Annotated in this window: 21 protein-coding genes; 12 read left to right on the forward strand and 9 right to left on the reverse strand. The window is 32.8% G+C overall.

Annotated elements, in window-relative coordinates; genetic code table 11:
- Nucleotides 1-56: 56 nt before the first annotated feature.
- Nucleotides 57-425, forward strand: coding sequence for a hypothetical protein (locus tag RBH94_RS14125; RefSeq protein WP_307881486.1), 369 nt, complete (start codon nucleotides 57-59; stop codon nucleotides 423-425).
- Nucleotides 426-429: 4 nt separating this feature from the next.
- Nucleotides 430-2,133: an AarF/ABC1/UbiB kinase family protein gene (locus RBH94_RS14130; protein ID WP_307881487.1), complete on the forward strand. Its 1,704-nt coding sequence runs from the start codon at nucleotides 430-432 to the stop codon at nucleotides 2,131-2,133.
- Nucleotides 2,134-2,211: 78 nt separating this feature from the next.
- Here the strand turns inward: RBH94_RS14130 and RBH94_RS14135 are convergent, their stop codons facing one another.
- A complete protein-coding gene (locus RBH94_RS14135; RefSeq protein ID WP_307881488.1) occupies nucleotides 2,212-2,814 on the reverse strand; it encodes a hypothetical protein in 603 nt (200 codons plus the stop codon).
- Between the two features lie 220 nt (nucleotides 2,815-3,034).
- Between RBH94_RS14135 and RBH94_RS14140 the strand changes: the two genes are divergently transcribed.
- Genes RBH94_RS14140 through RBH94_RS14150 form a run of 3 tightly spaced genes read left to right on the forward strand, consistent with a single transcriptional unit; the run spans nucleotide 3,035 to nucleotide 5,586 of the window.
- Nucleotides 3,035-3,805 (forward strand): ABC transporter permease, encoded by a 771-nt coding sequence (locus RBH94_RS14140; RefSeq protein ID WP_188222134.1) that lies wholly within the window; start codon nucleotides 3,035-3,037, stop codon nucleotides 3,803-3,805.
- Between the two features lie 2 nt (nucleotides 3,806-3,807).
- Nucleotides 3,808-4,587: an ABC transporter ATP-binding protein gene (locus RBH94_RS14145; RefSeq protein WP_307881489.1), complete on the forward strand. Its 780-nt coding sequence runs from the start codon at nucleotides 3,808-3,810 to the stop codon at nucleotides 4,585-4,587.
- A gap of 12 nt (nucleotides 4,588-4,599) precedes the next feature.
- Nucleotides 4,600-5,586, forward strand: a complete 987-nt coding sequence (locus RBH94_RS14150) for an MlaD family protein (protein ID WP_307881490.1) — start codon at nucleotides 4,600-4,602, stop codon at nucleotides 5,584-5,586.
- A 46-nt stretch (nucleotides 5,587-5,632) separates the two neighbouring features.
- Here the strand turns inward: RBH94_RS14150 and RBH94_RS14155 are convergent, their stop codons facing one another.
- The 8 genes from RBH94_RS14155 to RBH94_RS14190 form a co-directional block, all read right to left on the reverse strand.
- Nucleotides 5,633-6,301: a BON domain-containing protein gene (locus RBH94_RS14155; protein WP_307881491.1), complete on the reverse strand. Its 669-nt coding sequence runs from the start codon at nucleotides 6,299-6,301 to the stop codon at nucleotides 5,633-5,635.
- Nucleotides 6,302-6,361: 60 nt separating this feature from the next.
- Nucleotides 6,362-6,859 carry a nicotinate-nucleotide adenylyltransferase gene (locus RBH94_RS14160; protein WP_307881492.1) on the reverse strand — a complete coding sequence of 166 codons (498 nt, stop codon included), beginning with the start codon at nucleotides 6,857-6,859 and terminating at the stop codon, nucleotides 6,362-6,364.
- A 126-nt stretch (nucleotides 6,860-6,985) separates the two neighbouring features.
- Nucleotides 6,986-8,206, reverse strand: coding sequence for a metallophosphoesterase (locus RBH94_RS14165; RefSeq protein ID WP_307881493.1), 1,221 nt, complete (start codon nucleotides 8,204-8,206; stop codon nucleotides 6,986-6,988).
- Between the two features lie 15 nt (nucleotides 8,207-8,221).
- Complete coding sequence (locus tag RBH94_RS14170) at nucleotides 8,222-8,809, reverse strand: CDP-alcohol phosphatidyltransferase family protein (protein WP_307881494.1); 588 nt, start codon at nucleotides 8,807-8,809, stop codon at nucleotides 8,222-8,224.
- Nucleotides 8,796-9,716 carry a mechanosensitive ion channel family protein gene (locus tag RBH94_RS14175; protein WP_307881495.1) on the reverse strand — a complete coding sequence of 307 codons (921 nt, stop codon included), beginning with the start codon at nucleotides 9,714-9,716 and terminating at the stop codon, nucleotides 8,796-8,798. Before RBH94_RS14175 ends, RBH94_RS14170 begins: the two co-directional genes overlap by 14 nt.
- Before the next feature lie 9 nt (nucleotides 9,717-9,725).
- The gene (locus RBH94_RS14180) at nucleotides 9,726-10,022 is read right to left on the reverse strand and encodes a chaperone modulator CbpM (protein WP_307881496.1); all 297 of its coding nucleotides are present in this window, start codon (nucleotides 10,020-10,022) and stop codon (nucleotides 9,726-9,728) included.
- Nucleotides 10,022-10,909 carry a J domain-containing protein gene (locus RBH94_RS14185; RefSeq protein WP_307881497.1) on the reverse strand — a complete coding sequence of 296 codons (888 nt, stop codon included), beginning with the start codon at nucleotides 10,907-10,909 and terminating at the stop codon, nucleotides 10,022-10,024. Before RBH94_RS14185 ends, RBH94_RS14180 begins: the two co-directional genes overlap by 1 nt.
- A gap of 106 nt (nucleotides 10,910-11,015) precedes the next feature.
- Complete coding sequence (locus tag RBH94_RS14190; protein ID WP_307881498.1) at nucleotides 11,016-11,423, reverse strand: hypothetical protein; 408 nt, start codon at nucleotides 11,421-11,423, stop codon at nucleotides 11,016-11,018.
- Between the two features lie 131 nt (nucleotides 11,424-11,554).
- Here RBH94_RS14190 and RBH94_RS14195 point away from each other — a divergent pair, with 131 nt between their 5' ends.
- From RBH94_RS14195 to RBH94_RS14225, 7 genes are all read left to right on the forward strand, one after another.
- Complete coding sequence (locus RBH94_RS14195; protein ID WP_307881499.1) at nucleotides 11,555-13,435, forward strand: PAS domain S-box protein; 1,881 nt, start codon at nucleotides 11,555-11,557, stop codon at nucleotides 13,433-13,435.
- Nucleotides 13,432-14,490 (forward strand): response regulator, encoded by a 1,059-nt coding sequence (locus tag RBH94_RS14200; RefSeq protein ID WP_307881500.1) that lies wholly within the window; start codon nucleotides 13,432-13,434, stop codon nucleotides 14,488-14,490. The genes RBH94_RS14195 and RBH94_RS14200 overlap by 4 nt, the downstream gene beginning before the upstream one ends.
- An 87-nt stretch (nucleotides 14,491-14,577) precedes the next feature.
- Nucleotides 14,578-15,426, forward strand: a complete 849-nt coding sequence (locus RBH94_RS14205; RefSeq protein WP_307881501.1) for a universal stress protein — start codon at nucleotides 14,578-14,580, stop codon at nucleotides 15,424-15,426.
- Between the two features lie 4 nt (nucleotides 15,427-15,430).
- Nucleotides 15,431-15,817 (forward strand): hypothetical protein, encoded by a 387-nt coding sequence (locus RBH94_RS14210; RefSeq protein ID WP_307881502.1) that lies wholly within the window; start codon nucleotides 15,431-15,433, stop codon nucleotides 15,815-15,817.
- A gap of 371 nt (nucleotides 15,818-16,188) precedes the next feature.
- Nucleotides 16,189-17,037 (forward strand): universal stress protein, encoded by an 849-nt coding sequence (locus RBH94_RS14215; protein ID WP_307881503.1) that lies wholly within the window; start codon nucleotides 16,189-16,191, stop codon nucleotides 17,035-17,037.
- A gap of 92 nt (nucleotides 17,038-17,129) precedes the next feature.
- Nucleotides 17,130-17,972 carry a universal stress protein gene (locus tag RBH94_RS14220; RefSeq protein ID WP_307881504.1) on the forward strand — a complete coding sequence of 281 codons (843 nt, stop codon included), beginning with the start codon at nucleotides 17,130-17,132 and terminating at the stop codon, nucleotides 17,970-17,972.
- A gap of 379 nt (nucleotides 17,973-18,351) precedes the next feature.
- Nucleotides 18,352-20,034 carry a M1 family metallopeptidase gene (locus RBH94_RS14225; protein ID WP_307881505.1) on the forward strand — a complete coding sequence of 561 codons (1,683 nt, stop codon included), beginning with the start codon at nucleotides 18,352-18,354 and terminating at the stop codon, nucleotides 20,032-20,034.

The raw sequence follows: 20,034 nt of genomic DNA on the forward strand, positions 1-20,034 counted from the left end.
ACAGCACCAAAATATACGGTCTTCAATTTGGAATATGACTAATAAAAAATATAGTAATGAAAACTAAAACCATCATAGAATTACTCACCTTAAGTTCTAGCCTTTATGTTTTAGCTAGAGACACTAAATTTTTAGAAAAATTAAATGAGTATTCCGAAAAAGGAAAAGAAAACATCAATAAAGCGATGGCTGAATCGCAGTTAGATGAAAACGGAAACGAACTGGAGTTTATGGATAAAATATTTTTAAAAACACATGAACTTAAAGAGGAACTAGACGCCAAAATTGAGGAACTCATCGTGAAATTTTATAAAAAAATAAACGTAGCTCATTTAGATGAAATTAAAGCCCTCAATGAAAAAATTGAAAAACTAGACAAAACCGTTGCCCTTCTGGAAGCCAGATTAAATAAAGTGCAAACTTGACACCATGGGAATTGTAACCGACATAGTAAAACGTTTCAGATCTTTTTCGAGATACAATCAAATTCTTAAAGTCTTAATGAAATATGGCTTTGAGGATTTAGTTCATTATTTACAGGAAAACAGACGTTATGTCTTCATTCAGAAATTCATCCCTAACAGCACAAAAAAACAGGTTGAACAATACAGCAAATGGGCAAAAATGCGATTGGTTTGTGAAGAGTTAGGGCCCACGTTTGTAAAATTCGGACAGATTTTAAGTAACCGACCTGATTTGGTGCCGCTGGAATTAACCTTCGAGCTTGAAAAACTTCAGGATAATGTGCCTCCTATGTCTGAGGAACTAGCCAAACAAGTGGTTGAAACCGAATTAAAAAATTCTGTAGACCATCTGTTCGCCTGGTTTGAACCCTCCCCTTTTGCTTCAGCATCTATGGCGCAAGTTCACAAAGTAACGCTACATTCTGGCAAACGTATTGCATTAAAAATTCAGCGTGCCGGTATTCACGATGTAATCATTGAAGATATTAAAGTGATGTATAAAATTGCCCGAATTTTAGAGCATAGAATACCCTCTTTAAAAAGTTTTGATCCTATTGGCTTGGTAAAAAACTTCGAAGCCTCAATCTTAAAAGAACTCGACTTTATTCATGAGTCTATAAATGTGCAACGCTTTTATAATAATCTACAAAAAGACCATTCCCTCGAACAATTCGCTCAGGCACCAAAAGTGTACCAAGAATTTACCACTTCAAAAGTTCTGGCTTTAGAATTTGTCAACGGCATCAAAATCGATAAAATTGAAACCCTTAGAGCGAAAAACATAGACACCAAAATTATTGCCAGACGCTTAAGTATAAGTTTCTACAAACAAATTTTTGAATACGGCTTTTTCCATGCCGATCCACATCCAGGGAATTTACTGGTGCTTCCTAATAATCATATTTGCTATTTAGATTTCGGTATGATGGGTAGCATGTTGCCCAGAGATATTGCAATTTTCGGAAAACTGTTTATTGCCATTACCGATAAAGATGTTAAGAAAATAATTAAGGCTTTACAACTACTTTCAAATAATGCACCTATCGCAAACCGTAGAGATTTAGAATTCGATATCAATGAATTTGTTGAGAAGTATTATGTACGTGATATTCATGACAACGAAATGAGTACGGTTTTATTAGAACTTAAGGATATCATTATTGCACACGGTTTAAAAGTGCCAACGTACTTTTTCCTTTTTGCGCGTTCGTTAGTAACCATTGAGGGGGTTATTGAAAAATTAGATCCGAATCTAGAACAATTTGAAATGGCTAAACCTTATTTAACAGCCAGTGCCATTAAAAAATACAATCCTATAAAAATGGGCAAAAAGGTGATTAATTCCATAGTAGAACTGACCGACTACATTGAAGATTTTCCAATGGACTTAAAAAATGCCATTCGAAAAATAAATTCCGGGCAAATTAAAGTAGACATTACGCACAAAGGTATTGATCCTATGGTGCACACCTTACAAAGAATAACCAAGCAGTTAATTACCACCTTTATTATGGTCGCTTTAATCGTTGGGGCTTCTTTGTTTATTGCCTTTAAAATTGTTCCGCTTTGGAAAGGGATATCTGTACTTGGAATTATATGCTTTGTTATCGCCTTGCTTTTAGGTTTTGGAATGCTATCCAATATTAGAAAAGGAGATTACGATTATTGAAGACGTTTCACACATTAGTCTTCCTAAACAGAGAAAGCACAATATACATTGTGCTTTCTTTTTTTGAAGAGTTTATAATTAGTTAGGCATTGAGAATGCTTTTTTAAAATGGTCATAGGCTGCAGATATTTCATTTTGAAAATGCTCTAATTTGGTTTCTTCTTTCTTTTTTGTGTATTTACTTCTAAACTTATCAATAAAGGCATTGAAGTCCTTTTTACCTTGTTCGAAAGATGCTTTAGCCTCTGGTTTTTCCTTATTAAATTTTTGTTCTAAAATCTCAAGTTGTATCTTAAATTGTTCTATTTCAATAAGCGTTAAGGCATATAATCTATTTAATGTTTCGTTAGTTTTTATTTTTGTTTCTATATCATGAATAATAATAAGCAACTGTTTTTTTTGTTTTTTAAACATATCTTTAGTTTCTGCTTTACCTAACGCTAATTGTACACGAAGCTGATCGAATTTAGTATGTAATTCTTCAATTTGTTCTTTTACATCTTTAATTCTATGTTCGTTATCATGAATGAATTGATTAAATTTCTTTTTAACCTCTTCATATTTATCTTGAGCCTCTGCTTTCCCTAAAGCAGCCTGTACCTGAAATTCCTCAAGTTCCGTAGCCGATTTTTTAAGAGCATCTATTACCCGATCGACAAAATGAATATCCTTGTTTTTCATGACTATTATATTTTAGATTCTATTAAATATCATAACAAACTAAGTGTTTTACAATGAGGAATATCAGTTTTTAATGACTTATAAAGTTCTTTAATCAATTTAAACTTTCGTACTATTTATTTTACACTAAATTTTAGTAACTTAACCATATTAACTAAATGATTTTAATCATTTTATATGTGTTAATGCTATTATAACTTTAAATATAGAAACACATGTCATGCTAAAACCAACTAAAATAAAATCCTTTTTTATCGAAATTGGTGAGCTCACTTATTTTACAAAAAGGTTCTTTAAAGAGCTTTTTCACAAACCTTTTGAGTTTAATGAGTTACTAAAACAATGTTACAGTATTGGTAACCGATCTTTATTATTAGTTGGTGTCACTGGGTTTATTATTGGATTAGTTATAACATTACAAACTCGACCAACATTAGAAGAGTTTGGGGCTGAATCGTGGATGCCCTCAATGGTTAGTATTTCTATAATTCGAGAAATAGGTCCCGTTATTATTGCGTTAACCTTTGCCGGACGAATAGCCTCTGGCATTGGTGCCGAATTAGGCTCTATGCGTGTTACCGAGCAGATTGATGCGATGGAGGTTTCCGGTACAAATCCGTTTAAATTTCTCGTGGTTACCCGTATACTGGCATCTACCATAATGCTGCCCATTTTGGTTGTTTTAGGCGATGCTATAGCTCTTTACGGCTCCTATATTATTGAAAACTTAAAAGGTGATGTGTCCTTCCTACTCTACTTTAACAAGGTGTTTAATGCGCTGGAATTTGGCGACCTCATCCCAGCCACTATTAAAACCTATTTTTTTGGTTTTGCTATTGGACTCGTTGGGTGTTTTAAAGGGTATTATTGTGAAAAAGGCACCGTTGGGGTTGGTTTAGCCGCTAATTCGGCTGTGGTATTTTCATCGATGTTATTATTTATAATCGACTTTATTGCTGTATTTGTAACCGATATATTTTTTGAAATATAATTATGAAAGAAGCCCTCAACATATCAAAATCATCGATTAGTTCGGATACTCATCAACCTATTTTAGAAATCAAGGGTTTGAAAAAATCATTTGGTAATAAAGCGGTTTTAAACGGATTCAATCTAAAACTTTATGAAGGTGAAAATTTGGTAATTATGGGAAGATCGGGCGCCGGAAAATCGGTAATGGTAAAATGTTTGGTCGGTTTAATGCTTCCCGATTCTGGTAGCATCAATGTTATGGGTCAGGACATAAATGCTCTAAATCGTATGGATTTAGATAAACTACGCACCGAAATTGGTTTCTTATTTCAAGGGAGTGCCTTGTATGATTCAATGACGGTTCGAGAAAATTTAGAATTCCCCTTACGACGCCACAAACATAAATTTGGTAACATTACCGATACTGAGCCTTTGGTTTTGGAAGCTTTAGAAAGTGTTGGACTTGTTAATACCATCGATCTCATGCCTAATGAACTTTCTGGTGGAATGCAAAGACGCGTAGCTTTAGCCAGAGCCTTAATACTAAAACCCAAAATAATCTTATACGACGAGCCTACCAGTGGTCTGGACCCTATAACATCCAAAGAAATCATAGAACTCATGCGGCGTGTTCAAAAACAATATAAAACCTCATCACTCATCATCACGCATGATGTGGATTGTGCCCGTGTGGTTTCAGAGCGCATGATTTTATTAGTTGATGGCGTAAATTACGCAGAAGGAACTTTTGAAGCTTTAAGAGCTTCCGAAGATGATAAAGTAAAAGCATTCTTTAAATAAATATTTAAGATCATGAGAAAAACAAATAATCAAAAACTGAGGTTAGGCATCTTTGTCGTCACTGGTTTAATATTGTTTATTATCGCGGTGTATTTAATTGGTAACCGACAAAACATGTTTGTAAAAACCTTTACAATCAGTGCTAATTTCACTAATGTGAACGGTTTAATGCAGGGTAATAATGTTCGTTATTCTGGAATAAATATTGGAACAGTAAAAAGTATTTCCATGATTAACGATTCTACCATAAATGTTAATATGGTTATTGAAGAAAAAATGGTTCAGCACATTAAAAAAGATGCCATTGCCACCATAAGTACCGATGGACTGGTGGGAAATATGATTGTAAATATTATTCCAGGTAAAGGTGATGCCGAAATGATTTCATCAGGAGATGTCATTAAAACCTATACTAAAATAGGAACCAGCGAAATGCTCAACACACTAAACGTTACCAATGAAAATGCCGCTTTATTAACCGCCAAATTACTGAATGTTGCTGATGCCATGTCTGATGACAAAGGTACTTTAGGAATGCTTATTAATGATACCATCGTTGCCTCTAACTTGAAACAAACGGTTAATCAACTACGAATTATGAGTATTGAGGCTAATAAAGCCATGAGAGAATTAAATACTATTATAAACACGGTTAATTTTGATGAAAGTGTTGCTGGTAAATTGCTTAATGATTCTATTGAAGCCCAAAAAGTAAGCGCTGTTTTAACCAATTTAGAAACCTCTACAAAAGAGATTAAGACTGTTATCAATAATTTAAATGAAACCATTACTGATTATAAAAACGGAAATGGTGCTGTAAACTACCTTTTTAATGATGAAGAGTTTGTGAAAAACGTAGAGCAATCCATAAAAAACATCAACGAAGGCACCGATAATTTTAATCAAAACATGGAAGCTTTAAAGCATAACTTTTTAACACGTGGTTATTTTAGAAAACTGGAACGACAACAAAGAAAGGCTGAAAAACAAAACAACTAAAAGTATAAAATTGAACATTATACTTTTAGTTGTCCTATAAAAATACTTAGGCGTATTCTGGATAGAATTTAACTTTTAGGTTATTAATAACTTTGGTTACACCAGGTGCAAAAAATGTTGCTCTACGAGCTTCTTCTTTTTCTGTAATAGAATGCACGGTTCCACTTAAGGTTACCACACCTCCATTAATGTCGACTTGAATATTTTTAGCTTCAAGATCGGCCGATCTTTCGAAAGCTTTGGTAATTCTATCTTTAACTTCCACAGGTTCTACGCGTTGTTTAATGATAATATTATTTACAACACCTTTTACCCCATGTAAATTTTCGACAGCAACCTTAGCTGCTGTTTTCTGGAAAGACCACTCTACTTCTCCTGTTAAATAAACCCAGGCATTTTCTACTTTTATATTAATTTTATCTTCTGGAAGAGAGGAATTCCATTTGATAGCATCTACCACTACTTTAGCAATATCTGCATCAGACTTACCTTGTCCCAACTTAAAATTAACTTCAATATCTTCTGCTACTGCTTTTACCCCAAATACACTTTTTGCTGCACGTTCTGCTGCCATTTTTTTAGCATAAGAATCTACAACGCCATTTAAGGTAACAATACCATCCTTTACGATAACTCCTATTTGAGTTTCGTCTATACTAGATTGCCAGGCTAATTCGTCAAGCACATCTTGTTTTATTTGAGAATCTGTTTTCATAATTGTTAAGATTAAGGTTTTAACTAGTTATAAGTTTTCAGCTATTAGCGTCATTAAGTTTTACATGAAATCTCCATGATCATCAACTTTCACTCTAATACGTTTGTCTCCATTTTGTAATGTAAGTTTGTACATTTTTTTAATATTATCAGGCTCGTAATAATTTACTAAATACACATTTTTTGAAATATTCCATTGTGGAAATCTTCTGGCAACAGATTGTTTTACATGCATTGGTAAATCGATATCTTTAAATCGCTCAGCTGTTCTTAAAAGGTTGCTTTTATCATCGTAAGTCGCTAATATTTTGCCTTTTGGAATAATAAAAAACACATCGTAGTACTCATTATCTTCAGAATAAACGTCTAATTCCTTAACGTTAAAATCACTCACTTTTAATTCTAACTGTTCAACATCTATTGCTAAATCTTTTGAGCCTGAAGCATCCAAATATTTATAATTATGCACTAAAACCACTGTTGGTAGTTGGATGGGATCTTGCGCGTGCATCGGGATGGTTAATCCCATAATAAACAAACCAATAATAAACTTTTTCATGATTCTAATCTTTACGGGTTAATACAACTAAATCTATTTAGATAATAGAACATGTAAAATGATAGGCATCAGTTTTTTATATTTTAAACCCAAAGACTAAACTTGAAAACAGAAACCATAAATGACTTATTTATTGGAATGAAGTTCTAAATAAGTAATCTCCGGACGCATTCCTAATCTGCCAGGGAAACCAATCCACCCCAATCCTCTGTTTACATACAAATACTGCTTATTATGTTCGTATAAACCTGCCCAGTGCTTGTATTTGTATTTAATAGGACTCCAGGCCATATTTTTGTAGTTAAGCCCTAATTGCATACCATGGGTATGCCCCGAAAGTGTTAAGGCAATGTCTGTATCATGTATCACTTCTTCATTCCAATGTGTCGGATCATGAGATAACAGAATTTTAAATGGAATATGTGATACAGAACTTAAAGCTTTTTGTAAATCTCCATATTGTTTGAATGGAGGTCTACCCCAGTTTTCTACCCCAACAATTGCTATGGCTTCCTGGTCTCTTTTTACAATTTCAGATGAATTAAGCAATAGTTTAAAACCGACGTCGTTATAAAACCGTTTAATTTCATTTAGATTTTCAATTTTATCAGCCTTAGTTTCCCATCTTGAATAGTCGCCATAGTCGTGATTACCCAAAACAGCATATTTGCCTTTTTTAGCTAATAACTGATTAAATACTTTATCCCAACCAACAAGCTCCCATGCATAATTATTTACTAAATCGCCTGTAAAAAAAATATAGTCTGTATGTAAGGCGTTAATCAGTCCGACAGCTTTTTTTAAAACTTTATATCGTTTGTTAAATCCTCCCAAATGTAAATCTGAAATATGCACTATTTTTAAACCGGCGAAGGACTCTGGTAAATGATTAAAATACAATTTATGCCTATAAATTTTAAAATGATAAACGGCTCTGAAAATGGCATAAGAAATGGCTAAAAAAGGTAAAACGCCGGATAATAACCCAACCAAGGGAATAACTACTAATGATTGGTTTTCAGAAAACACATAATTCCCGTAAAACAAAACAGATATAATAATCACAAAAAGAATTTTCGGAATAAATGATGAAACCGTAAGTCCGTATAAAGAAGATACTAAAAGGTGTTTTCTTCGTGGATTGATATCATCTAAAGTAATTTTTAATATAATAATTACGGTTATTAGCCCTACAGAGAAGATCCAAAATAAAATATGAATACTATTTTTAAGAAATGAAGCATTTATCAAGCGAGTAATACGTTGTAACCAGTAAAACGACAACACATCGACTAATAAAATAGCGGCGCACAACAATAAAATGATAAATATCGAGTAGCTGCGCATGAGTTTTAAATTTAATTATTTCCCTTTCAATCGTCGTTTATCTCTTAACGCCCAATAAATACCTTTAACATCAGAAGCCCAGTTATCGTACATAAATATCAAAGTAATCTCTTCTATAGTTTCCAGAACTCCTATAATAATCATGATATAAAACAAATGTTTCTCAGGAAAGAAAAACAAAGAAAATAATATAAATATACTTTGAAGTATCGCGGATAGTTTTGCTAAATAGGTATGGAAAGCAGTGGCTTTACCATACTTGTAATAGGCGATTACCATTTGAGCGATATAAGGAATAAAAGCCAGAAAAATTAATTCCAAATGAATTTTAATGAAGGCCATTTCAAAATAAAACAATCCAACAAGCCCCACTATAAGTGTAATTTGGTCGCCAAATGAATCGAGTTGCGACCCTCTTGGACTCGTTATTTTTAGTTTTCTCGCCAAAAAACCGTCTAACGCATCAGTTAAGTAACTAACTAATAAAAATGATGCAAATAATAACCTGTAATCTAAACCAATTAATAAGAGTAATAATGGTGCTGCTGCTATTCTGTAGAAGGATAACCAATCGGCAATATTAAAGTTTTTAAAGGTTAGCATGGGTATGTTTATTTTTAAGTTCTACACTTAATTCTGGTATTTTTATAAGTTCTAAAGTGGTTGATGCTAAATTAATTTCGCCTTGAGTTTTCTCTATAGCTTTGTGAATTTCCTCATTAAACATATGTTTTACTGAACGTCGCTTTTTATAATCTACAATATACCTCAGATTAAACTGAATCCAGTTATCATTTAACGTAATAGCCAGTGTCGGGTCGAGTTGAGCGTCTTCAATATAATATTTGCTAACAACGGCTTTCCATTGCGATTTAGAATTGGCCGTATATTCTGAAAGCATTTTCGAGGCTATCTCTACAACAATAGATTTGGCTAATTCTATATCGCTTCCATATTTAATAGGTAAATTAAATTCATCCCATATAAAAGGGAAATCACTTGAATAATTATAAATCGGTCCTTTAAACACAAAAGAATTGCTCAACTTAACAATACGACCACTGTAATTATCGCTGGTTACCCACTCTCCTATTTCCATCATGGTGGTATAAATACTGTCTACATCAATAACATCGCCTTTTATACCATTTATTTCAATTCGATCTCCAGGCTTATAGACCTTAACAACAAAAATATAAAGTGATCCGGCTATGCTTAAAATAAGCTCTTGCAGCGTGATAGCTATCCCTGCTGAAAACAATCCGATGGCCAGAGTAAAGTCCCTAATATTTCCTGTGAAATAGGAAACGGTTAAAAAAATTAAAATAACATACCCAATAATCTCAATCCCCTTTTGAGACTTATATCTTGCCGTGGCATCTATAACTTGCTTTCGGAGTAATCTTCTAACAAACTGTATTATCATAAATACAAAAACAACAAGCAAAACATATTTTGCAACACTGTAAAGCGTTGGATTGTCTGCCGCCCATTGTTTTAATTGTTCCATTAGTGTTTATTAAAAATCCTCATACAAACGCAATCTATTATGTAAACTTGTTATTTCCTTTCTCAGACTGCTCACTTGATCTAACAAGTTTGAAATAGCGTCTATACCTTCCATATTAATTTCAAGATCGTAATGTAATCTTGCCATTTTTTCCACTTTTTTTAATTGCGTTTTATGAATAAAAACTTCATTAGCATCTGCCCTAAGTTCTATTAATTCAAATTCCTGTAACCTGTTTATAAAATCCTCTGGAATTTTATAGTACTTGCAAATAAGTTGTACCGATATTAAATCTGTTGTTTCCATTAGGCTCTTAAGGTTTGTAATTGTTGAATTAATACTTTTTCTTTTTCTGAGAGTTTAGTGGGTAATTTTATGTTATAAGTAATAATTAAATCACCAAACTGCCCTTCTTTTTTATATTTAGGAAAGCCTTTTCCTTTCAGTTTAACTTTTGTCCCATTTTGTGTTTCTGGTTTAACGTTAAGTTTCACTTTTCCATTAAAGGTGTCAACTGTAATGTCTCCACCTAGCAGGGCTTTATATAGGTCTAAATCAACTGTAACGTAAAGATCGCTTTTATCCCGTTTAAACTTAGAATGGCTTTCTATGGAAAATTGAATATATAAATCGCCATTAGGACCACCGTTAATACCTTTTCCCCCATGGCCTTTAATTTTAATAACCTGACCATTTTCAACACCTGCAGGGATAGTAATTCTAATGTTTCTATCGTTTACCGTTAAGGTTCGTTTATGGGTGGCAAAAACATCTTTTAAATCCAGTTGAAGGGTCGCGTTAAAATCTTGCCCTCTAAACCTAACTTGTCGTCCGCCAGTGCCTCTACTCGATCCACCAAACATGTGTTCAAAAAACTCTGAAAAATCTTCCTCCGAATACCGACCTCCATCACTTTGATGCTGACGATGATATTGTTCCTGTTGTCTTGCTTTTTCATATTCTTCAGCATGTTGCCAGTGCTCTCCATATTGATCGTATTTTTTACGATTTTCTGGATTACTTAATACCTCATTGGCTTCGTTAATGTCCTTGAATTTTTTTTCTGCCTCAGCATTATCAGGATTTAAATCTGGATGATATTTCCTTGCCAACTTCCTGTATGCTTTTTTTATATCATTTTCAGTAGCTGTTTTAGGAATTCCTAGTACCTTATAATAATCAATAAATGCCATTATTTTCTAGTTAATGTGTATCTAAATTAAAGTGTTTACCACGATAATAAAATGATATATATCATGGTGTAACCTGTTGGCCCACCACTACTATACAGTGAAAAGTTTATTTTTTCAACTCAATATCCAGCTTAGCCAGTATTATTAATTCAGACTTGTTAATTCCAGAAAATGCATCAGCTATAGCATGTGCTGTTTTTAGAATTAAGGCTCGTCCTTCCGTCGTAAATAAATGTGGTTGCTCGTTTTTATATGCTACAAAATCATCAAAACAAGCATCAACATCTAGTGTGTTTTGAGTATTTAGCCAATCGAATACAATCTCAATTTCATAAGCAGCATCTGTACCAAAATCATCTACAATGGGGTCCATATCTAACCACTGACTTTTAACCAGTTGTTTCAGCTTGTCAAACTCTGCTTTTCGAACCTTATTATCTGATGCGGCAATAGCATAAAATAATTTACCTAGATTTTGATAAAAGGTATGTGTAAGTTTCTTTTTAGTTTCCATGACGACTCGTTTTTATAATACTAAAAATACAGGTATATGATATTTTTTGTAATGATATTCATCAGTTATATTAAGACTAAGCGGTGATTTTTTCGTATTTTTAAATGACCATTCCTAACTTCTGATCATTTATGTTTCATCAAGACCAAGAAATATTTAACATCCTTTTAGAAACGGTATCCGAGGGCGTTGTGATTGTTGATAGTGAGCAAATTTTAAGAGAAGTTAACGCTGCCACTGAAACCATTTTTGGGTATACAAAAGATGAACTGATTGGGAAACCTCTCAATATACTTATTCCTTCAAATTATCATCATAACCACCATAACTATTTTAAAAAATTTATAGCAGATGGTAAACGTCGAAAAATGACAGAGGCTGCTGATATTTATGGAGTAAAAAAAGACGGCACCATCTTTCCTATCGATATTGAATTAAACCCATTTACAAGTTATAACAAAAGCTTCGTCATTGCTTTAATTAATGATATTTCTAAAAAAAAGGAAGTTGAAAAAAACCTGATGCTTCGTACACAAGCTTTAGAGTCTGCAAAAAGTGGAATTTTCATTACTGACGCATTAAAACCCGACAACCCTATAATTTATTTTAATTCCAGTTTTCAGCAATTAACAGGCTATCTTGATGAAGAAATTCTCAATCATAATTTTAAATTTCTTTTAGGAGCAGACACTAAACAGGAGCCCATTAACCAATTAAACGAAGCCTTGCAAAAAGGAGAAAGTTGTCAAACTACCATACGCAACTATAGAAAAGATGGTTCTATGTTCTGGAATGACCTTTATATATTCCCTATCACCAATTCAAGAGGTCTTGTCTCTAATTTTATTGGGATACAAAACGATGTTACGACAAAAAAAATAGCAGAAGAAGAACGCCTGCATCTCGCCACTATTTTCGATGAATCATTAAACGAAATTTATGTTTTTGATGCCCAAACCTTAAAATTTGTAAACGCAAATTATGGCGCACAAAAGAATATTGGTTACAACATAGAGGAGCTAAAAACAATGACACCATTGGATATTACCTCGAATGATACTAAAGCCAACTTTAGAACAACCATACAGTCCTTAATACAAAATGATTTAGAAAAAATAGAATTTGAAAGTGTACATAAACGAAAAGATGGCAGCGAATACCCAATTGAGGTGCATCTGCAGTCTTCACGGTTAAACGAAAACGAGGTATTTGTAGCTATTATTCTGGACATTACCGAACGTAAAAATTATACCACCAATCTAGAAAACCAGGTAGAAGAGCGTACCAAACAGTTAGAAAAAGCACTGAATAAAGAAAAAGAACTCAACGAATTAAAAACAAGCTTTTTATCATTAGTATCACATGAGTTTAAAACTCCATTAAGTGCCATATTAACCTCCTGTGAATTATTAAACAAATATCAACTGGAGGAACACCAAGACAAACGTACTAAACACATAAAGACGGTGGTCGATAAGGTTCACTTTTTAAATAACATTCTTAATGACTTTCTATCGGTTGAAAAACTTGAAACAGGCAAAGTTAACTATCGCTTCAGTCAGTTTAAACTCAGCAAGATTATTAACGAAGCGGTATACGATGCCAATATGCATTTAAAAGAAGGGCAGCAAATAAGCTATCCAGAAAATATAGATGATTTATCATTATACCAGGATGAAAAAATTATTCAGCTCATACTATCCAACTTACTTTACAATGCCATAAAGTATTCTCCGGAAGGCACCAATATTCAACTCATTGTAAAACAAAATAACGAGACCACTGTGCTTAAGGTAATCGATCAGGGTATTGGCATCCCAGAAAAGGATCAAAAACATATATTTGAACGTTATTTTAGAGCCGAAAACGTCCTTAACACCCAAGGCACCGGTATTGGTTTAAACATCGTTAAAAATCACCTAGAAAACTTAGGAGGTTCTATTTGTTTTGAAACTAAAGAACATATCGGCTCAACATTTATCATTACTTTTCCAAATACAGCTACACTATGAAAACCATATTATTAATAGAAGACGATACTGTTTTAAGAGAAAATACAGCCGAACTTTTAGAATTATCTAATTATAAGGTTTTAACGGCTTCTAATGGTAAATTAGGTGTTGAACTGGCTAGAAAACATATACCAAACATTATTATTTGCGATATAATGATGCCGGTTATGGACGGTTACGAAACTTTACAAACGTTATCTAAAAAAGAGGCTACAAAACACATTCCATTTATATTTTTATCTGCGAAAACGGAGCGTCAGGATATTAGAAAAGGTATGAATCTGGGTGCCGACGATTATATTACAAAACCATTTACGGAAGACGATATTGTAAGTGCCATTGAAAGTCGATTAGCGAAAGTGTCTATTTTAGAGGATTTAAAACAGCAGAATCAAAAAATTGAAATACACCCTCCCGAAGAAAACGAAATAAAATCATTGAATGATTTAAAGAATTTCTTCGACGATCATGGTAAAGAATTCAAATACAGCGAAGAAGACATCATTTATTATGAAGGCGATCACTCCAATTACATTTACCTTATCAGCTATGGTACTGTAAAATGTTTCAGAATCGATGAAAAAGGCAAAGAGCTAGTAACTGCGCTGTACAAAGAAGACGATTTGTTTGGGTACACCTCCCTTAAAACCAATGCGCCACACAAGGAAACAGCCTCGGCAATTTCAGATACAAAATTACTCGGCATTTCACTTTTAGATTTCAAAGAACTTCTTGACAAGAATCAAAAAATAGCCTTGGCTCTTATAGAACTATTAACCGACGATCTCTCGTCAGCAAAGGGTTTACTGCTTCAAATGGCCTATGGAACAGTTAATAAAAAAACCGCTTCAACCATTTTAAAGTTTGCTGAAAAAATAAATCGCAGACCTGAAGACCCTATAAAAATATCGAGAAACGACTTAGCCAGTGTCGCGGGTATTGCCACCGAAACTTTAATTCGAGCTTTAACAGAATTTAAAAAATCAGGAATAATAACAGCTGAAGGCAGAAACATTAAAATACTAGATATCAACAAACTAAAAAGCATTACCTAAAAATTTTATACACTCTGTTAAAATGATGAATATCATTTTAGCAATAACATCTTCATTGTAATTTAGGCATACTAAGACGTTTGTACAATGAAGAATATACTGCTACCAACGGATTTTTCTGAAAACTCATGGAATGCTATAAAATATGCGGTTAAGTTTTTTGAAGATGATACCTGTCATTTTTATCTACTGCACATTAATCGCGTGAGCGACAATTACATGAACGGCTCTCCTTATATCGTTTCCGATGAAGTTTTGGAAGATGTTTACGTAAAGCCCAGCAAACACAAATTGCGTAGTATTTTAAAACGTATCGCAACCGAACTTGCTCCTAATATTAATCATAAATTCCATACCCTTTTTGAATATAATTTTTTTATAGACTCTATTAGAAAACATGTTGAAGAAAAACACATAGACCTTATAGTTATGGGTACCAAAGGCTCTGATGGTTTAAGAAAAATTATAATGGGAAGTAATACCGGAGATGTTATAAAAAAAGTAAAATGTAATACACTAACAGTCCCTGAAAAAGCGACCTTAACCAATATTAAAGAAATTGCCTTTCCTTCTGATTTTTCCCTGACCTATAATTTTCAAATCCTTCAACCTCTACTAGATATTTTAGAACACAACAAAGCATCGCTACGTGTATTACACATAAGTAAAAACAAAACCAGTTTAAATTCTGAACAGCTAAAGAACCGCGAATTATTACAAGATTATTTTAGCAATATTGAATCTAGTTTTCATTACCTAACTAACAGAAAATTGGAAGATGCCGTACAATGCTTTATAGATAGCAGAGATATTAATATTATTTGTATGGTTGCCAAAAATCTAAACTATTTTCAGCAAATCTTATTTCATTCTCAAATTGAAGAATTAAGCTATCATTTAAAAATACCGTTTTTAGTATTACACGAAATACCGTAACCTTATGGAAACTTCAATTTTATTAGCAAAATTCTGGGGATGGTATCTTATCATCTTTTTCCTGATATTAAGTTTCAATCCCAAACGGATTAAACAAATTTTCTCTGATCTTAAAGATATAAAATTTCTTATTACCTCGTCGTTTATAGCAATTCTCGTCGGACTATTAAACACCCTATTTCATAATATTTGGGAACCAGAATGGACATTAATCATCACGCTTATGGGGTGGTTTTCTATTTTTATCGGGTTGTCTCTTTTCATATTTCCAAAACAAACCGTCTCAGCCTTAGAACTTATAAATATTAAGCTTGTTCAACTAATTTACACGCTGCTCTTCTTAATCGGGTTGTTTCTTTTAAATATGGCTTACAATATTGTCCCGATATAATAAACCAAACTGATATATATCATTTTAAAACAAGAAAAGTTAAAATATATTCGATACCAATTAACGATCATTTACTTAATGATAAACTAAACTAACAAACCGTTTAATGCTTTTCAGTTATAAAATCTAAAACATATTGTTGAAAGCCAAATCAAGGCTTAGCATTAAACTATTAAAAGAAACAGGACGTTTTAACATCCTGTTTCTTTTAACTTCAAATAGGCTATTAATCAGTTCGCTTACTTGTAAATTTGCGATGAAAAAAGGGAATGATTTTTTTTAAACGCATTCCCTTTTTTTATACAATCATCTGATAAATATCATTGTATCAAAACCTTACTTAAAGTATCTTTAATTTAAATACTAAAGTGATGAGAAAGATATTAGTTCCAACCGATTTTTCAGAAAATGCATTTAATGCTATAAAATTCGCAATCGACTTGTTTAAATATGAGATTAGTGAATTTTATATTATGCATGCTTACCTCGATGAAATTTACAATCATGAAGATCTTGTTGAAGAAAACGATTTAGAAAAAGTTTCTGAAACGGTAAGCAACGCCTCTAAAACATCCTTAAAAAACACTTTAGAAGCTATAAAAGCCATTTCTCCAAACCCAAAACATACTTATAATATCATTTCAGCTAAAAATTTACTCATTGACGAAATGGACACCATAGTTGATGGTAAAAACATTGATATCATTATTATGGGAACTAAAGGCAAAACCAATGATAAAAAAATAACTTTCGGAAGTCACACCTTGCAGGTTATAAAATATGTGCAATGCCCGGTTATGGCGATTCCCGAAAACTATAAATACACACAACCAAAACACATACTATTCCCTACCAACTACTTAATACCGTATAAAAGAAGAGAGTTAAAATTATTCTGTGAAATGGCCTCAACCTATCGCGCTATAGTAGATGTATTATATATTTCTACAAGTGATAAGCTATCCTTAAGACAAAAAGACAATCAAAAATTTATAAAAGAAGAATTACATAAAAACACTTTGAACTTTAAACTGGTAAATAGTAAACACATCATTAATTCTATATATCAATACATAAAAGAAAATAACATAGATATGTTAGTAATGGTAAACACAAGACACTCGTTTTTGGAAGATATGATATATCAGTCAACCATAGATGAATTCGGTTTAAACCTGGACATTCCATTTTTAGCATTGCAAAATATTAAACGCTATTAAATGCAAATGAAATCATCTATTATAAAAACATTCTGAATATCTATACGAAGAAGACCTGACAAGCAATAACTAAACAAAATAATACCAAAGTCATGAAAACAATACTTCTTCCCACCGATTTTTCCGAGAATTCCTGGAATGCTATAAAGTACGCCTTGAAACTTTTTGAAGACGAAACGTGCACCTTCTATTTACTAAATATATACACTCCTGCCATTTATCATGTGGAGTATGTTTTGGTACAACCAGCCCAATTTGGTATGTATGATGCTGTTAGAGACAATTCAGTTAAAGGTCTTGAGCATTTTAAAGAACGTGTAAAAAAAGAGTTTAAAAACCCAAAACATACTATTGAAATTATTGCTGCTTTTAATACCCTGATTTCTGAAATTAATGACATTATAAGTGAAAAGCATATAGATTATGTTATTATGGGGACAAAAGGAGCCACAGGGGCTGAAGGTATTTTATTTGGTTCTAACACTGTGCATGTCTTAAAACATGTAAAATGTCCGGTTCTTGCTGTACCAAGTGGATTTGAATTTGAAGAGCTTCATGAAGTACTATTCCCGACAGATTATGGTGTAAAATTTGAAGATCGACATTTTATACCCATTTTCGACTTAATTTCACTCGAACATACTCGTGTTAACATTCTTCATGTTTTAGACGGATATGGCCTTGCAGGCTATCAAAAAGCAAACAAAGAAACCTTAAAAAACTATTTTAAAGATGCCACCTATTTAATTCATGAAGTAGATAAGCAAACTGTTGAAGAAGGCATCTCCAATTTCCAACTAACAACAAGAATAAATTTATTAGTAATGATAAATAACAAACACTCGTTTTTTACAAATGTCTTCTTCAAATCTACTATAAACCAAATAGGATTTCACTTAAACGTTCCATTTTTGGTAATACCTGCTAAACTTTGATTTAAATAGATTAAATCACAAAGAAATAAAAAAGCCTGATGAAATTCATCAGGCTTTTTTGTCGGGGTGGCAGGAAGACCTGAAATACCAATTAACTTCTGTTTTTAATTAGAAGCAAAACCATAAAAACTAACAAAATATTATTTTGATTACATGAAAAATTTAAAATGAAATTTTCACTTACAGTAAATTATAGCTGAAATTGAACTTAAAGATTAATTCATAAACACCACATTACAAATTTTTATATTTCACAGTATAAATTAACCAACTGCAATACTATATTACCCTTACAACCTTCTTAACTTTGAAAATAGAATTAATTTCTACAAATTTGATTATCTATATCAATCCATTGCTTTTAAACACCAATTTATTTATGAAAAAAATCATTTTTAGTGCCATAGGTTTTATTCTATTTACTATTCAAATACAAGCTCAAGAGTCAGATATAAAATTTACTCGTGCCGACACGCTTAGAGGAAGCATTACTCCAGAACGTGCTTGGTGGGACGTGCTGCGTTATGATATTTCAGTTAAGCCGGATTTTAATAAAAAGTATACCTCTGGCTATAATGTTATTACCTATAAAGTTATTCAGGACCAACATGTAAATACGATGCAAATCGATCTTCAAAAACCTTTAGAAATTGACAGTATAATTTTGGATAATTCGAAAGCTTTAAAATTTAATCGAGAAGGGTTTGTTTACCATGTTGAAACACCAAAACAGGAATTAAATTCTGAACACAAGGTTAAAATCTATTTCAGCGGAAAACCTCATGAGGCCATTCGGGCGCCTTGGGATGGCGGCTGGACGTTTACTAAAGATGAAAAAGGCCGTCCGTGGATGACAGTTACCTGTCAGGGCTTAGGGGCGTCAATATGGTATCCTAATAAAGATCATCAAAGTGATGAACCTGACTTTGGAGCTTCTTTAACTATGCGTGTTCCCAAAGACCTTATGGCAGTAGCAAACGGAAGATTAGTAGATGAAACAAAACATAATGATGGAACCATATCCTATAAATGGAACGTAAATAACCCAATTAGCAACTATTGTATTATTCCATATATAGGACATTACAAAAAGTTTTCTGAACAATACACGGGTATAAGAGGTTCTCTCGATTTAGATTATTGGATTTTAGATTATAATATTGAAAAGGCTAAAAACTATATGCCAACCGAAGTTCATAATATGCTTGATGCTTTTGAATACTGGTTTGGCCCTTATCCATTTTATGAAGATGGTTATAAACTGGTAGAAACGGAACACACCGGTATGGAACATCAGTCTAATGTATCTTACGGAAATCATTATGCTGGAGGCTATCGCGGTCGGGATGGTTCCGGAACAGGTTTAGGTCTTACCTGGGATTTTATAATTATTCACGAAAGCGGTCATGAATGGTTTGGCAACAACATTACAAGTAACGATTTGGCCGACATGTATATTCATGAAAGTTTCACCAATTACAGTGAAACCCTGTTTTTAGATTATATATACGGAAAGGAGGCTGCAAACGATTATAATTTCGGATTAAGAAAAGGCATTCAGAATGATAAACCTATTATTCCTGCTTATGGCGTTAATGCTCAGGGAAGTGGCGATATGTATGTCAAAGGAGGCAATATGCTGCATACCATTCGACACAGTATCGATAACGATAAACTATTTAAAAACATCCTCACAGGGTTAAACATGGCTTTCCACAATAAAACAGTTGATGGCTCGGAAATTCAAAAATACATCTCAGATAAAGGGGGTTATGACTATACTCACGTTTTTAAACAATACTTAACAACCACACAAATTCCAAAATTACAATTGTATGTCGATGGTAAAAACAGCAAAATTCATTACCGATATACCAACTGTATAGAAGGCTTTAATCTGCCATTAGTACTTAAAGAACAAAACCAGTATATTAAAATTATACCGTCGTTGGAATGGCAAAGTGTAGACATTAAACATACCAATCAGTTTTTATTCAGTCCATGGCGAATTGAATACATGTATTATTTAAATGTTGAATTGGTAAAAACCATGGAAAAATAA

Source organism: Aestuariibaculum sp. YM273, from assembly GCF_030908365.1.
GTDB lineage: Bacteria > Bacteroidota > Bacteroidia > Flavobacteriales > Flavobacteriaceae > Aestuariibaculum > Aestuariibaculum marinum.